This is a genomic window from Acidimicrobiia bacterium (assembly GCA_035471805.1).
In the GTDB taxonomy this organism is placed as follows: Bacteria; Actinomycetota; Acidimicrobiia; order Spongiisociales; family JAHEDJ01; genus JAHEDJ01.
Genome location: DATIPS010000011.1, coordinates 51,886 through 67,543, shown reverse-complemented (window position 1 = coordinate 67,543; position 15,658 = coordinate 51,886). Strand labels below are relative to the sequence as shown.

The following is a 15,658-nucleotide window of genomic DNA, read 5'->3' as shown; positions in this document are numbered from 1 at the left end:
ACATGATGATCAACCACTCCCCGGAGCTGTTCCGGCCCGACGATCCGATACAGGCAGCGGCGGCCAGAGTCGCACGGCGGGTCAAGGAGTTCAGCAGCTTCCTCGTCGATGACCTCGGAATCACCGACGCCGGCGCATCCTGCGAGGGACGAACCGCCACCTACCACCCTTCCTGCCATGGCTTCCGCAACCTCGGCATCCGGGAGCAACCGGAGACCCTGCTCGACAACGTACGCGGCCTCGAACGGGTTGAACTCCCCGATGCAGAGACCTGCTGCGGTTTCGGTGGCCTCTTCTCAGTCGAAATGCCCGAGGTGTCGGCTTCGATAATGTCCACCAAACTGACCAACGTCGAAGCCTCCGGCGCGGACCTACTGGTCGGGGTGGACGTCAGCTGCCTCATGCATCTCGCCGGAGGCCTGCGCCGACGAAGTGCACAGATCGAAGTCAAGCACCTCGCCGAAGTCCTGGCAGAGGAGGCCCGGCCGTGAATGTTCCGGTGACCTTCGTGGAGCGCGCCCACAAGGGAATCGGGCATAGCAGCACCGCAGCCGGGGAGGTGGGTGCCAGGCGAATGATGAGCCATCGAATCGCCGCCGGCGCCGACTACCCGGCAATGGAGGAGATGCGGGACCAGGCACGCAGGATCCGGCTCTATTCCCTCGGCCATCTCGACGAGCTGCTCGGTCGCTTCTCCGACGAGATCGAGGGCGCCGGCGGGTTTGTCCACTTCGCCGCCGACGCCGACGAGGCCATCGCCCACATTCGACGGATCGCCGACGAAAAGAACGTCCGGAGAATCGTCAAGTCGAAATCAATGGTGACCGAGGAGATCCGTCTCAACGCCGCCCTCGAAGCGCACGGCCTGGAGGTCGTCGAGACCGACCTCGGCGAGTTCATCGTTCAGCTGTCCGGCGACAGACCGTCACACATCATCGCACCGGTCATGCACAAGACCCGCCAGGAGGTCGGCGAGCTCTTCCACGACAAGCTCGGAATCGAATACACCGACGATCCCACCGAGCTCAACAACGCGGCCCGCAACCATCTCCGGGAGATCTTCCTTTCCGCCGATATGGGGATCTCGGGATGCAATGTGGCGATAGCCGAGTCCGGTTCGGTAGTGCTGGTGACGAATGAAGGCAACGGCCGCCTCACGACCAGCGCTCCGCGTATCCACGTGGCGGTCATGGGATTGGAGCGGATCGTGCCGACCCTCTCCGACGCTGCCGTCATCCTCGAAGTCCTGGCGCGCAGCGCCACCGGCCAGAGACTCAGCGTCTACACGAACTTCGTCACCGGCGCCCGCCGGCCGGGCGATCCCGATGGGCCGGAGGAGTTCCACGTCGTGATCCTGGACAACGGTCGGTCCCGGGTGCTGGCCGGCGACACGGCGGAGATTCTCGCCTGCATCCGCTGCGGGGCATGCCTGAATGTCTGCCCGGTATACCGGGAGGCCGGCGGCCACGCCTACGGCTTCACATACTCCGGGCCCATCGGGGCGGTGATCACTCCCTCGCTGATGGGCATGGCGGAGTGGCACGACCTCCCCTATGCCTCGAGCCTTTGTGGTGCCTGCCTCGACGCCTGCCCGGTCAGGATCGATCTCCCCGGACTGCTGCTGAAGCTCCGCAGAGACGCCGTTCGCGATGGATTCGGGCCCGACGGCCTGGAGCGCGCTCTGAAGTGGTTCACGCGCCTTGCCACAAACCCACCGATGTGGCGCGGCGCCACGCGGGCAGGCGGATGGGGCGCCAAGCTGATTGCCAGACGGGGTTGGATCAAATCATTGCCGGGTCGGGGTTCGGCTTGGACCGATCACCGGGACTTGCCGGCACCGGCAGCCAAGCCCTTCCACGCCCGTTGGGAGGAGCGCCGGCGTGAAGCGTGAGGATTTCCTGGAGCGCGTTCGCGCGGCGATAGAAGTCTCCGAGTTGCCGCCAATCCCCGAAGAGCCGCCGGGCGGCCTCGTTCCGGATCTGCCGGGAGCCGGAGTCACCCAGCGATTCATGGACCAAGTCGAGGCAGTCGACGGCCACGCTCATCTCGTGGGAAGCGACGACGAGGCTGTCGACTTGATCGGTGCTCTGCTCCGCCGGTACGAAGCGACCGGCTGCTTGGCCTGGGCTCCCGAGCATCTACCTATTGCCGGGCTGGTTGAGGGTCTCCCCACAACACCGCTCGACGCTGTTGTCCCCGGGGATGCGGAAGGGCGGCTCGTGCACCAAACCGGATACATGGATCTAGTGGTCGGGATCACCGGGGCCTCCGCCGGACTCGCCGAGTCGGGATCCATCGTTCTCGAGGCCGGCCCGGGCCGCCCCCGGATGGCCTCGCTCATTCCGCTCGTGCACATTGCCCTTCTGCGCGAACGGGACATCACGCAAAGCCTCTCCTATTGGATCGCCGACCACCCACGGGCGGCCGTCGACACGAGCAACCTCTTCATCATCACCGGCCCGAGCCGGACGGCCGACATCGAACAGACCCTCAACCTGGGTGTGCACGGCCCCAAACACCTGCACGTAGTGGTAATCGCCGCCTAACCGACAGTTTCTCAGCAATACTGTTGCGCGTGGCGCGCCACAGTATTGCCGAGAAAACCCGCCCCACTCTCTGTGTGGTGTTGGTTACGGCTCCAGCAGCACCTTGCCGGTCGTCTCCCGGCCTTCGAGTGCGCGTTGGGCGGATTCAGCCTGCGACATGGGGAATCGAGCTCCGATGCGAACGTCCAGCTCCCCGGCGGCGATCCAGCCGAAGACGTCGGCGGCGCGGCGTTCGAGATCCGATCGCTCCGCTATGTAGGCGAATAGCGAGGGACGCGTGACGTAGAGCGATCCGAGTCTCGCCAGCTTCCCCAGATCGAAGGGATCGACGACGCCGCTCGACTGGCCGAACAGGGCCATCAGCCCGCGCGGTCGCAACAGTTGGAGTCCTTTGTCGAACGTTGCGGCACCAACTCCGTCGTAGACCACGTCGAGCGCCTTCAGGCCGGCGATCGACTCGACGGCTTCGACGAAGTCCACATCCGTGTACTTGATGACGTGGTCGGCACCGGCCTCCGCCGCCAGCGTTGCCTTCTCGTCCGTCGACACCGTTGCGAATACCTCTGCCCCACACAACTTGGCTATCTGGATGAGCAGCAGCCCCACCCCGCCGGCCCCGGCGTGGATCAGGCACTTCTCCCCCGGATCCAGCGGATATGTGTCCTTGGCCAGATAGTGGGCGGTCATTCCTTGCAGCATCACCGCAGCCGCGACATCGAGTGAGACCGCATCCGGAACGTGGACTGCTGCCCCGGCAGGGACCGCAACGAACTCTGCGAAGGAACCGGAGGCGCTCGCCCAGGCGACCCGGTCACCCACCTCGAACCCCCCGGCGTCATTGCCGGTTGCAACGATCGTCCCGGCCCCTTCGAGGCCGAGTGTGAACGGCATGTTCATCGGGTAGATGCCGATGCGGTGATAGGTGTCGATGAAGTTCAGACCGGCAGCCTCCACCTGGACGAGCAGTTCGCCCGGTTGCGGTTCGGGCGTGGGGATCGTGACCCATTCGAGTACCTCGGGACCTCCGATTTCCGGCACCTGCACTGCATGCATCATTCGCTTCCCTCTTTCTCGATTCGGTATCCCCGCCGGGCCAGCTCTTCCATCAGTTCCACGTCGGCGTATCCGGACAAATCGACGATCGGCGCCGGGGCTTCCTCGGAGAGCAGCTGCTCGACCGTGTCCCGAATTGTCCGGGCCCAGCCGCGTCCTTTGCCGAGGGCCCGCTCACTGAGGGTCCCCTCCGGGTTGATCTGATAAACCCTGGCTTCGATCACCGGATTGGACCTCGATCCCCTCTCGCCGTACACGAGGAGCACTCCACCGGCCGGAACGTCCTGGATCGCTCCCGCGGCTACGAACTCGCCGTCGTACGCCCAACCCGACGAGACCGAAGTGTCGACTGAATAGACGACCTTGGCCCAGTTCTTGTGCCGTTCGTCGCCGAGCAACGGTATCTCCACCGCAACCTGTGGATTCATGGCAGACACTGTACGACGCGGAGCCGGCGTCGCCAACGCCAGCTGTGCATTGGAGCCCGGGATGAGGCCTTTCGCAGTCGCGGGGCCATCCCCGCACGAGTGCCCGGACGGGCGAACCACAGATGTCGCATCGATGCCGGGTGAGACCTATTCTCAGCTGCAGGAGGAATCGTGACTCTCCCCACAGGATTCAAGAGCCCGCTGCACCAGACCGTCTCAACGACGAAGACCGACTTCTGGAATGATTCGTGTTCCGTCGCCGAACTCACCTACGCGATCGAGCACGGCGCCGTCGGCGCCACAAGCAATCCGACGATCGTCGAGCAGGTGCTCAGGCTGGAGCGCAACCTCTGGGACGACCGCATCTACCGGGTGATCGAGGACAACCCCTCGTGGACCGACGAAGAGGTGATGTGGAAGATCTTCGAGGAGATCGCGGTCAAGGGCGCCGAGCTCTTGCTGCCGGTGTTCGAGCGGGAACAGGGCAGGAAGGGAAGGCTGTCGATCCAGACCAACCCGGCGAACTACCGGAACGTCGATCGCATGGTCGAGCAAGCCGTCCGCTTCTCCTCACTCGCCCCGAACATGCAGGTGAAGCTGCCGGTGACGAGTCGTGGCATCGTGGCGATCGAGGAAGCGACGTATCGGGGCGTGAACATCAACGCGACGGTGAGTTTCACGGTGGCGCAGGCCATCGCGGTCGGCGAGGCGGTTGACCGCGGCCTGGCCCGTCGCGAGGCGGAGGGATTGCCGGCTGCCGAAATGACTCCGGTATGCACGATCATGGTGGGACGAACCGACGACTGGATGCAGGTCGTCACCAAGCGGGACGGCATCGTCGTGAACCCTGCCGATCTTCCGTGGGCAGGGGTGGCGGTCTTCAAGAGGGCATACGAGATCTTCCGGCAACGGGGGTTCCGGACCCGGCTGCTGGCCGCCGCCTACCGGCACCACCTCCACTGGTCGGAGTTGATCGGAGCCGACGCGATCCTCACCATCCCGTCGGAATGGCAGAAGCTGTTCAACGCCTCACAGATCGAAGTGCGCGAACGGATGGATACCCCGGTGGCCCCCGAAATCGTTGCAGAACTGAGCAGCCGGATTCCCGATTTCCGCCGGGCCTACGAACCCGATGGAATGACGGTGACCGAGTTCGACACCTATGGGGCTACGGTACGGACGCTGCGCGGCTTCATCGCTTCGTATCACGAGTTGATCAGAGTGATTCGTGAGGAGTACATGCTCCCGGATCCGGACGTCGGGTAGACCCCGGAAGCGGCCGGTACTCCCCTACCGTCGGGTCACCGAAGCTGCCCGGCGAGAATACTCCGGACCGGCAGGTGCGCCGAGCCGGCCCGCCGCGCCGCACTCCGAACCCGGCAGTTGGCTCAGAAAACAAGGCCTTTCCGGCTTCTGCAATCGTTTGTCGCGCTACGCTCTCTGATCGGATCACGCGACCCGGAGGATCACCCCGCCATGACCAGCGAGCTCGGCTTTGCCCCATCAGAAGACCCCTTCGTCGTACAGCATGGCGGCTTCTACCGCCGCTGGCTCTCGATGATCGATGATCTCGGGGAACTGCAGTCGACGGTGGCGAAGCTCGAAGGTACTACCCAGGATCTCTGGGTGCCGGTTTGGCGTGAGGTGGGACTGGCCCACGAGGCGGAAGGCGATCGCCTCGAGGCTCTCGGCGACTACGAAGGCGCTCGGCGCGAATACCTGCAGGCGAAGACCTACTTCGCCATCGGCCGTTTTCCGGCTGAGATCACCGAGGTGAAGCGAGCTATCAGCGACGACTGCGCCCGTTCCTATCGCAAGGCCTGCGCTCATCTGGATCCACCCCTGGAGGTTGTCGAAGTGCCTCACCGGGGCGAGGCGATCCGGTCTCATTTCCGGGCTCCCTCGCATGCCTCCGTCGACCACCCGGTGCCGGCAGTCTTGATCATGTGCGGAGCGGATGTGTTCAAGGAGGATCGCGGGTGGGCGGGTGAGATGGCCCTCAGCGAGGGCATGGCCTCCCTGGTCATGGACGCGCCCGGTACGGGCGAGAACCCCTTCCCGTGGGCACCGGAATCGGTGTCGGCCTGGGAAGCTGCGCTGGACTGGCTGGCGGCACGGCCTGAAGTAGATGCCGACCGGCTTGGCGCGTTCGGCATCTCTCGAGGCGGGTACTCGGTCATGCAACTCGCCGGGGTAGCTCCCACCAAGCTCAAGGCCGTGGTTGCGAACGCGGGGCATCCCTTCGGCTATCGGATGAGCGACGAGGAAATGAAGGCGTTCGTCGATCACGCCAACCAGCGAGCCTCATGGCAGTTCGGCGAAGCCGGCGGACCGGGTTTCTTCCCTTCCACCTCCCCCGAGGACGAGATGGAGAAGTTCTCCAGGTGGGCACTGTCGGAGCAGGGCATACTCGAGAACATCACGATGCCGGTGCTGATGATCAACGGCAAGCACGACCACCTGGCACCGATCGGCAACATCTATTTCATGTTCGAACACGGCCCGGTCACCGGGAAGGAAGCTCGCATATACGCTGATGCGGGCCACTGTGCCTTCAAGTATTTCGACGACTGGGCCCCGGCTACCTTCAAGTGGCTGGCCGAGAAACTCGGAGTAACCGAGCGCTCGAACTGATGTCCCGAGACGCTCTCTGATGGGCTTCGTCTTCGGCATCGGCTCGGCTTTCTTCTTCGCGCTTTCGTCGGTGCTGATAAGGATCGGTCAGCGCCACCGGACCGGTGACGACGGAGTCCTGATGACCGTGTCGGTCAATGTTGTGGTCCTGGGACTGGCCGCTTCCTTGGCCGTCCGTCCTCCGTGGAGCGCGACCGGCGTGGTCGCACTCCTGGCCGCCGGAGTGGTCGGATCGGTGTTGGGAAGGTCCTTCAACCTGCGCGCAGTTCGAATGATCGGATCGACTCGCTCCAGCGCCTTCATAACGGGCACACCGGTGGCGGCCGCCGCCGTCGGTTGGATCGTACTGGAGGAGGCAGTGAGCCCGATCGAAGGCTTCGGTGGGTTGCTGGTCATCGGCGGGTTGCTCTGGCTCATCCGGCTGCGGGCCGGGCCTGCCGGCCTGGCTACCGGGGAACGGGTGCCGACCCGCTTCTACGTGATCGCCGCGCTGGCACCGATGTTCTTCGGCACCGCCTTCGTGATGCGCAAGTGGGGACTGCAACGATTCGACAGTTCGGTGATCGGTGCTTTCTTGGGCGCCACTGCCGCTTTCGCAGTCTTGATGTCGGTGGACGTGATACGCGGAGCCATCCGCGACCGTATCGCCGCCAACGTCCATGCGATCCCATGGTGGTTCGTGGCGGCCGGCGTGACGACGAGCATCGCCCTCCTGTCACAGTTCAGCGCCTTCGCATACCTGCCCGCCTGGGTGGTCGGAATCCTCCAGGCGACCCAGGGGATCTGGGCGATCGGTCTGGGGATGCTCTTCCTCAAGGGTGACGAACACGTGGACTGGCATCTGATGGCCAGCGTGGCTCTGGTGGTTTCGGGCGTCGTTTTGATCGGAATCCAATGAGGCCGCGCCGTCAGGCCGTCAGTGCATCGGCAACTGAGGGCGGGAGAGCCGGGTCGGGCGGCGGGTTGAAACTCACCAGGATGTGATCGGCGCCGGTTTCACGGTACGCGGCGACCCTGTCGACCGTCTCGGCCAGATCTCCTGAGAACCTGAACTGCACTGAGATCTCTATCTCACCCGGGTCGCGGCCGATCGCCGAACACGACTCGTGCAGCAGAGCCTTTCGTTCGCGGAAGAGGTCGAGATCGCGGGTGTAATCGGGGAAGTTCCATTGGTCGGCCCACCTGGCCGCGAGTGGAATGGTCCGGAGGGGGCCCGTACCGCCGATGACAAAGGGCGGGCGCGGCTTCTGGACCGGCTTGGGTTCGAAGCGCGCCGATCGAATCGAATGATGCTCACCTTCGAAGCTGAAGACGTTCTGGGTGAACAGGCCGTGCAGCACTTCGAAGGTCTCCTCCAGAAGTCTGAAACGGGCCGGGACCGAATGCAGCTCGATTCCGAAGGCCGCGTGTTCGCCTTCATGCCACCCGGCACCGATGCCGATCTCGAGCCGGCCCTTCGACATGCGATCGAGGGTCACCGCCTGCTTGGCGAGGATCGCCGGATGCCGGAACGTGTTGGCACTCAACATGGTTCCAAAGCGGATTCGATCGGTAATGGCTGCCAATCCGCCGAACAACGTCCAGGCATCCATGATCGGCAGAGCGGGCTCGGCCTTGGGAGGGTGCAGATGGTCGTTCAGCCACACGGCATCCCAGAAGCCGCCTCGATCGGCCTCGGTCCAGATATCGCGCAGCTGGCTCCACTCAGCCTCCTGCGACCACACTTTGAATGAGTGCCGCATGCGGGCGCCTCCGGTCTCTGGTGGCCGGGCTACTTCAGGTACCGGTCCAGATACTCGATCACGTGGGCGATCGCCTCGTGTTGAACATCGTTGACCTCGTACCGACCGTCGGGTCCGCGCTTCGGATAGACGTAGCCGTGCAGGTCATGGTCGTAGGAGACCCACTCGACGTCCTTGCCGGCTTCGACCAGCAGGTCGTAGTTGAGACGGAAGATCCCCTGCAGTTCATCGGTCTCCCTGCCCATCACCAGAATCGGCGTCTGGATACCGGAGATCCGCTCCATAGCGACATCGTGATCGATTCGGCTTCGGACCTTCTCGACCTCGGTCATCATCATCGATTCGATGTTCCTCAGCCGGGTCTCCTCGTTGACGAACGCGGTGTCGTCCGGCGTGAGCGCCAGGTATTCGTGTGAGGCGGGCTCGCTGGCGACTGCCGCCGCTGCCCCGTTGTACTCAGAGGTGAGCTTCATCACCATCTCGCCCCCGTGACTCATACCGATCAGCCCGACCCGGTCGGCATCTACATATGGGAGGGTCTTCACGTAGTCGATGATCGCGATCTCATCTTCATACTCGAGGGGCGAGCGATTGAACAGCTCGCGGCCCTGCCGCATGTCGCGAATGAGCGGTCCACCCTGGTGGTAGCCGAGCTCGACCTCCGTCCGATAGCGCAACCAGGCGCAGGCGTAACCTGCTTCGACCAGGCGATCCATGATGTAGCCGCGGTTGGCAAGGGCATCGCGTATCCAGGCCATGCCCTCTCCGCCGTTGCCGGAGGCCAGCAGGATGATCGGGAACGGTCCGGGTCCGACCGGTTTGCGAAGTCCGATCGGCGCATAGAGGCCGTCCCACACTTCCACGTACATCAAGTGGCACTCGGAGCCGGCGATCGTTTCGGCGACGACTACATGTTCCGGATCCATTCGAATCCTCCTCCTGGGTGTTCGTCTGGTTGTCTCATCACGAGGGTAACCGGAGTGAATCGAGGAACGGTTTGACCTCGACGGCACGTCCGTTGAGCCGGTTCGACTCGATCGCGGTGTGGACCACCGCCAGGGCCCGGATGGCGTCGTCGACCTGGACCTCGACCTCTGCCTGCCCCCTGGCGGCTCGGGCAAACTCCTCCAGCTGTTCCCGGAACATATCGGTCGCCGGCAGCTCGACCGGTGAGCGTTCCTGCTGGCCGTACTGCTGCGACACCAGCTTCGACCACGCATCTGCTTCGTGGGCGTCATCCCAGTGAGAGAAGTCGAGGTCGTACATCAGGTTCAGTTTGCTCCCCTGCAGCCGGATCTGATAGATCCCCGGCGAGGCCCAACCGCAGCCGAGATAGCCCAGAGCCCCCGACTCGAATTCGAGGATCGCCATGGTGGTGTCTGGCACCTCGGCCTTGGTGAACAGCTTCCGGGTATGAGCGGACACTGCCGCCACGGGGCCAAGGAGATACTGGAGGTTGTCTGCGTGATGGACGCCGAGTTGGATCAAAGGGCCGCCGGGCGTCTTCGACAGGTACCAGCGCCAGGTATCCGGCGTGAGCTCTAGGCCTCGCTCATTCGAGAAGTTGGCCTCGACCATCGAGACCCCGCCGACGGTGCCATCATCGATGAGCTTCTTCATCACCCTGCTGCCGGCCAGCCGCCGGGCGCTGTGTCCTACCGCGAGCACACCGCCCGTACGTTCGACGACCTCCTTGACGGCGAGTGCATCCTCGAGAGTCTGGGCGATGGGCTTGTCGGTATAGACGGCTTTGCCCGCTTCGAGCCCCATCGTTATGAGGTCTTTGTGGGTGTCGTTGGGTGTGGTCAGTATCACGCCCTCGACATCGGGGTCGGCGAGCAGTTCCTCGTAGGTGGCGGCCGAGCGGGGCACGCCGAATTCCTCCTGGAAGGCCGCCCGCCGCTCTGCTGATCTCGAGAAACACGAGAACAACTCGATGGCATCACCGCGCCGGGCTGCACGAGCCAGGACGCGGGCCCACCTGCCGAGCCCGACGGACGCTAGACGAACCCTGCTTGTCATAGTCGTTCTCCCCTAGGTGACCTGGATATCCGACGGTTCGAGATTCTCGCCGAGATCTGGATGCGGGAAGAAGCACACGAGCCTCATCGCGGAGCCCGCCGCCGGCACCGTCGCATGGGCAGCCCCCGCCGCGATGTGGACTATGTCGCCTCGGCTCACCGGCCGCCAAACCCCGTCGATCCACACCCGGCCTTCACCGGAGACCACATACACAATCTCCTCCGAGAGAGGATGGCGGTGCGCCGAGCGGGCGGCGGTTCGTTCAAGTTCGACGATCCGAACGCTCGAATCGGCACCGACTCCCGCCAAGGGATCGGCCGACCGCCTGCCGGGCAGGTCGGCGAAGGCGAAATCGCCTGCCGCTACGACCGTCACGATCGTTCCGCCCGCAACGCCAAGATGCTCCGGACCTGATCGGCAATGACCCCGGCAACGGTCGTCGCGAATCCATTCGCCAGCTCCTCGGTTGCCCATCCCGGATCGCCGTACCAGCCCTGATCATCGATTTCGGTAACGTCGGTGATGTAGCCGCGGGTCTCCCCATCACGGCGCATCTTGTCGAGGGCAACCGCACGGTCGGGCCGGGTGGCCTCCCCGGCGCGATCCGTGTGGACCAATCCGGGATCATGAGCCATCACGGCCATCGCCTCGATCCCGCCGCCGTGGGTCAGATCGCCGCCCTGCGCGGCGTAGAGCCGTTGGGCGACGTAACAGGCGTGAGAAGTAACGACATAGACATGCTCGTGGGCGGACTGGATCTCGGTCGCCACCGCGTCGATCGAGGCGATGTTGCCTTCGTGCCAATTGACGAAGACGAACCGGTCGACCCCCATGCCGATGAGTTCGCCACAGATGTCGTTCAGCAGCGCCTCGAAGGTTGACCGGCGGATGTTGATGGTGCCCGGATGTCCGGCGTGGATGGGGGTCACTCCGAACGGCGCGAAGGGGACCAGGAGCGCATCCAGGAGCGCGGCGAGCTCCTCTGCCACCAGCACTGCCGAGATAGTGTCGGTTCCGTTCGGCAGGTGCGGTCCGTGCTGTTCGATGCTCCCGAAAGGGATCACGGCGACGGGGTTGGCGCGGAGCTTCTGCGCCACTTCGGGGCCGGTCAGGTCGCCAATCGATTGAGTCATGCGGTCTCCTGTGGTTCCACAACGCGGTTGAGTGGGGCCGAGCCCCTGAGAATACGCAGCGCTTCTTCCGCCGCCTGCCTTCTTAGGCTCGCCTCGCTCTGCTCGGTGTACCAGGCCATGTGCGGCGACAGCAGCAGGCGGTCCCGCACCGGCTCCAGGACCGCCAGATCGGGTGGCTCAGGCTGGAAGACGTCGAGGGCGGCGAGACGCGGTGCTCCGGCAGCCAGCGCCACAGCTAGAGCCCGATGGTCGATCAGGGCACCCCTCGACGTGTTCACCAGAATGCTGCCGGGCTTCATCCGGCTCAACTGGCCGGCGCCGAGGAGCGGCTGCTCTCCAGCCGGAGGAGGAGCATGCAGCGAAACGACATCCGACTCCGTGAGAAGCCTCTCGAGGGGAACGACGGCGACCTCCGGCGGTGACAACGGGTCGCAGACGAGAACTCGCCCGAAGCCGACTGCACTCATCAGCTCCGCCACTCGACGGCCGATTCTCCCAAAGCCGACGATCCCTGCCGTCATGGCTCCCGGAAGATGGAGAGGCCGGAGTTCGGAGAACCCCCAACCCCCATCCTTGACGATGCGATCGGCATCGTTGAGGCGGCGGCTCCCCGCCAGAACCATGGCAAGCGCGTGCTGAGCGACGGCTTCGGTGCCGTAATCGGGGACGTTGATCACCCAGAATCCGGACTCTGCGGCTGCCACGAGGTCGACGGAGTCGACGCCGATTCCCGACCGCACGATGGCCCGGCACTGCCGAAGACGGCCGAGCACTTCTCGGGTGAATCCAGGGGCAGATCCGGCGATGATCACCGCTGCGTCTCCGGCCAGTTCCGCTATCTCGTCCGGGGTCGACCCGGGTCCGGAAACGATCTCCACTCCTTGCACCCCGAGGATTCCTTCCTCAATCGAGAAGTCTGGGTACCGGGTGCCGAGGATGGCGACGCGCTGGGGCATGTTTGCCACTCTATCTATCCGGACACGCCGCCGGCAATCGTTTGCAAGCTTCGACAGGGCCTGGGTGAGGCCCACCGTGCCGGCGACGGGCTACTTCGTCACGCGCCGACGGAACCCATATATGCCGACCGCTGGGTCGTTGCCGTCACCCGAACGCTATCTCCCGGCGATGACGAAGCCCCGAGAAACGACTTGAAGGTCGAGTTGCCAGCCAGTAACGTCACCCGACGTGCAAACGATTGCACGCTTGTTTGCTCGGGGCAGACCGACTCCGGGCAGAGGGAGGAAGAATGTCGACAGCGAATCGTGGTTCCAGCAACTTCCGAGGATGGATCGTTCTACTCCTTGTATTTGCCCTGGTCGTGGCGGCGTGTTCGTCGAGCGACGATGACGGGGGAACAACCACTTCCGCCGGAACAGAGACAACGGAGGGCGACGGCGGTGGCGGCACCGAAGTAAGCAATCCGGGGGTCTTCGTTCATGCCGCTGATGATGAACCGACCACCCTCGATCCTGCACAGGTCGAACCTGGTGAAGGCGGCGAGACGATGATTCTCCAGGTCTACGAGCGCCTGGTCGAGATCGCTCCGGACGGACCAGACCTCGTCCCGTCCCTCTCGACCGAGGTTCCCTCGGTGGAGAACGGCCTGATCTCGGCGGATGGCCTCACGTTCACGTTCCCGATCCGCGAGGGTGTTGTCTTCCACGACGGCAGCCCGCTGACGGCCGATGATGTCAAGTACTCGTGGGACCGCGTCATGACCATGGATCTCCCGGAGTCGGCGGCCGACCTGTTGATTGACAATGTCGTCGAGACCCGAGTCGTCGACGAGTTCACTTTTGAAGTGACCCTCCAGGAGCGAAGTGCTTCATTCCTGCGGGCGGTCGTGACCTCCATGGTGGCCTCGGTGGTCAGCCAGGAGGCGGTCGAGGCCAACGGCGGTGTCGTCGCCGGCGAGCCCAACGAGTTCATGGCCACGAACATGGTCGGGACCGGCCCTTACAAGTTCGAAGAGTGGAACCGCAACGAAAACCTGCAGTTCTCAATCTTCGAGGACTACTGGGGCACCCCGGCCAACCTGGATCTGCGAGTTGAGATAGGTTCCGATCCCGATGTTCGAGTGCTCGGTCTCCGGGCCGGCGATTTCGACATGATCGAAACAGATCCCTCGTTCATCGGTGACCTCGAAGGCGCCGACGGTGTGGTCATCTACAGCGGCGGGCTGCTGCTCGAACCGATACACATCGGCTTCAATCTCAACATGCCCGAAGACGAGCTCCCGGACGAGGACACCATCTCCGGCGACTTCTTCAACGACCCGCGGATTCGTCAGGCGTTCAACTACGCCTACGACTACAACGCATTCCTGCAAGGGGCGCTCGGCGGGTTCGGCGACTTCAACCCGCACTACATTCCGATCGGCGTGTTCGGGTACGATCCGACGGCACCGCTGTACGACAAGCAGGATCTGGCCAAGGCCGAAGAGCTGTTCCGGGCGGCGGGAGTCTGGGACGAAGGCTTCACCGTGTCGGTCATCACCGAGGAAGCCAACCTATTCGAGACGGCCGCACTGGTGTTGAAGGACTCGATCGAGGCGCTCAACCCGAACTTCACGATCCGGGTGCTGGCGGTGGCGGAGGCACAGTTCGACGATGCCCATGCCTCCGACCCCGTGCCGTACGCGATGTGGGTCAAGAACGCGGATCCGTTCGCCGATCCCGACGCCTACCTGCAGGCGTATGCCCATCCAGACGGTGAATGGGGCGAGGTCCACGGCTTCCGCAAGGGTTACCAGGATCCTGATCGGATCGCCGAACTCATCGACGACGCCGCCCAGGAACTCGACAGTGACCGGCGAGCCGATCTTTACGCCGAGCTCCAGAGGCTCCTCTACGAGGACCCGATGTGGCTCATCACGGCCCAAGAGGGAATCGCCAATGCCCATCGCGACTGGGTCGAGGGTTTCATCCTCAACCCGCTGTGGCCACGGCCGAACGTGAAGTTCGCCCTCTTCGACAAGTAAGCAACCACCAGCGGGGGTGTCGGCCATGCCGGCACCCCCGCTCTCTTTGCCAACCGCCCCTTGTGGGCGGTTGGCAAAGAGAGCGGCAAGGAAGCGGTTCCCATGCAGATCAAGGACTATGTGCTCAGAAGGCTGATGGTCCTCCCGATCCTGGTGATCGGGACCTCAATCATCGTGTTCACGCTGACCAGAGTCGGCGGTTCTCCGATTGGGATCTACCTCTCGCACGAGATGAGCCCTGACGAGGTTGCGGAACTCGAGGAACGCTTCCATCTCGACGACCCCCTTCCCGTTCAGTATTTCTACTGGGCGGGCGGTGTCGTCACCGGTGATTTGGGCTGGTCGGGAGTTGCCGCCGCCCCGGTTACCGAGGTGTTCCCCAAGAAGCTCGCCGCCTCCATGGAACTGGCGATAGCTTCGGCCATCGTCGCCGTCTCCATCGGCATAAGCCTCGGGACATTCGCCGGAGCACGCAGAAACCGTATACCCGATCACGTCACCCGGGTTGTCTCGATCAGCGGTGCCAGCATGCCGCTGTTCTGGTTCGCCATTCTCCTGCTGATCGTCTTCTGGGTGTATCTCGGGTGGTTCCCCATCGGGAGAAGCGACCCCGACATCTTCGGCCGCATCCAGCACCCGACCGGCCTGTACACCCTGGACGCGATCATCGCAGGCGACTTCGGTGCACTACGCGACGCCGTCTGGCACCTGGTGCTTCCGGCCCTGTCGATCGGTTACGGGGCAACGGCGATCATCGCACGAATGATGCGCTCTTCGCTGATCGAGGAACTCCAGGAAGACTACGTCGACGCGGCCAGGGCAAAGGGACTCCCCGAGCGCCTGGTCCTGCGGAGGCACGCTCGGCGCAATGCCTTGATCCCGACGGTGACGGTGATCGGGCTCAGCTTCGGCTTCCTCCTGCAAGGCACCGTGGTCGCCGAGATCATTTTTCGCTGGCCGGGACTGGGACGTTGGATGGCAGACGCCGTGCTGCGCGGAGACCAGGCCACGATCATGGCCTACGTGATGTTCACCAGCATCCTCTTCCTGTTCGTCAATCTCATCGTGGACGTTGTCTATGCGTACCTCGACCGTCGAGTTGTATTGGGGGCTTGATCAT

The 15,658-nt window shown here is 63.9% G+C and carries 16 protein-coding genes; 8 read left to right on the top strand and 8 right to left on the bottom strand.

Annotated elements, in window-relative coordinates:
* The 3 genes from VLT15_02745 to VLT15_02735 form a co-directional block, all read left to right on the top strand.
* The coding region (locus VLT15_02745; protein ID HSR44135.1) for a (Fe-S)-binding protein at positions 1-491 on the top strand (491 nt) is incomplete at its 5' end.
* A complete protein-coding gene (locus VLT15_02740; GenBank protein ID HSR44134.1) occupies positions 488-1,891 on the top strand; it encodes a LutB/LldF family L-lactate oxidation iron-sulfur protein in 1,404 nt (467 codons plus the stop codon). The genes VLT15_02745 and VLT15_02740, both read left to right, overlap by 4 nt.
* Positions 1,881-2,546, top strand: coding sequence for an LUD domain-containing protein (locus VLT15_02735; protein HSR44133.1), 666 nt, complete (start codon positions 1,881-1,883; stop codon positions 2,544-2,546). Before VLT15_02740 ends, VLT15_02735 begins: the two co-directional genes overlap by 11 nt.
* 84 nt (positions 2,547-2,630) lie before the next feature.
* Here the strand turns inward: VLT15_02735 and VLT15_02730 are convergent, their stop codons facing one another.
* The gene (locus VLT15_02730; protein ID HSR44132.1) at positions 2,631-3,599 is read right to left on the bottom strand and encodes a quinone oxidoreductase; all 969 of its coding nucleotides are present in this window, start codon (positions 3,597-3,599) and stop codon (positions 2,631-2,633) included.
* Complete coding sequence (locus tag VLT15_02725; GenBank protein ID HSR44131.1) at positions 3,599-4,027, bottom strand: hypothetical protein; 429 nt, start codon at positions 4,025-4,027, stop codon at positions 3,599-3,601. The genes VLT15_02730 and VLT15_02725 overlap by 1 nt, the downstream gene beginning before the upstream one ends.
* Positions 4,028-4,198: 171 nt before the next feature.
* On the opposite strand from VLT15_02725, the gene VLT15_02720 reads away from it, so the two are divergent.
* From VLT15_02720 to VLT15_02710, 3 genes are all read left to right on the top strand, one after another.
* A complete protein-coding gene (locus VLT15_02720; protein ID HSR44130.1) occupies positions 4,199-5,293 on the top strand; it encodes a transaldolase family protein in 1,095 nt (364 codons plus the stop codon).
* Positions 5,294-5,503: 210 nt separating this feature from the next.
* A complete protein-coding gene (locus VLT15_02715) occupies positions 5,504-6,661 on the top strand; it encodes an alpha/beta fold hydrolase (protein HSR44129.1) in 1,158 nt (385 codons plus the stop codon).
* A gap of 19 nt (positions 6,662-6,680) precedes the next feature.
* Positions 6,681-7,559, top strand: a complete 879-nt coding sequence (locus VLT15_02710) for a DMT family transporter (protein ID HSR44128.1) — start codon at positions 6,681-6,683, stop codon at positions 7,557-7,559.
* 10 nt (positions 7,560-7,569) lie between these two features.
* Here VLT15_02710 and VLT15_02705 read toward each other — a convergent pair whose 3' ends face one another.
* Genes VLT15_02705 through VLT15_02680 form a run of 6 tightly spaced genes read right to left on the bottom strand, consistent with a single transcriptional unit; the run spans position 7,570 to position 12,514 of the window.
* Positions 7,570-8,403 (bottom strand): TIGR03560 family F420-dependent LLM class oxidoreductase, encoded by an 834-nt coding sequence (locus VLT15_02705; protein ID HSR44127.1) that lies wholly within the window; start codon positions 8,401-8,403, stop codon positions 7,570-7,572.
* Between the two features lie 29 nt (positions 8,404-8,432).
* A complete protein-coding gene (locus VLT15_02700) occupies positions 8,433-9,329 on the bottom strand; it encodes a dienelactone hydrolase family protein (GenBank protein HSR44126.1) in 897 nt (298 codons plus the stop codon).
* 37 nt (positions 9,330-9,366) lie between these two features.
* Complete coding sequence (locus VLT15_02695; GenBank protein HSR44125.1) at positions 9,367-10,425, bottom strand: Gfo/Idh/MocA family oxidoreductase; 1,059 nt, start codon at positions 10,423-10,425, stop codon at positions 9,367-9,369.
* Positions 10,426-10,437: 12 nt separating this feature from the next.
* Positions 10,438-10,800, bottom strand: a complete 363-nt coding sequence (locus tag VLT15_02690) for a cupin domain-containing protein (GenBank protein HSR44124.1) — start codon at positions 10,798-10,800, stop codon at positions 10,438-10,440.
* Positions 10,797-11,558: a creatininase family protein gene (locus tag VLT15_02685; protein HSR44123.1), complete on the bottom strand. Its 762-nt coding sequence runs from the start codon at positions 11,556-11,558 to the stop codon at positions 10,797-10,799. Before VLT15_02685 ends, VLT15_02690 begins: the two co-directional genes overlap by 4 nt.
* Positions 11,555-12,514: a C-terminal binding protein gene (locus tag VLT15_02680; protein HSR44122.1), complete on the bottom strand. Its 960-nt coding sequence runs from the start codon at positions 12,512-12,514 to the stop codon at positions 11,555-11,557. Before VLT15_02680 ends, VLT15_02685 begins: the two co-directional genes overlap by 4 nt.
* Positions 12,515-12,804: 290 nt before the next feature.
* On the opposite strand from VLT15_02680, the gene VLT15_02675 reads away from it, so the two are divergent.
* Positions 12,805-14,538: an ABC transporter substrate-binding protein gene (locus VLT15_02675; GenBank protein HSR44121.1), complete on the top strand. Its 1,734-nt coding sequence runs from the start codon at positions 12,805-12,807 to the stop codon at positions 14,536-14,538.
* A 102-nt stretch (positions 14,539-14,640) separates the two neighbouring features.
* Positions 14,641-15,654 (top strand): ABC transporter permease, encoded by a 1,014-nt coding sequence (locus VLT15_02670; protein HSR44120.1) that lies wholly within the window; start codon positions 14,641-14,643, stop codon positions 15,652-15,654.
* Positions 15,655-15,658: the final 4 nt, after the last annotated feature.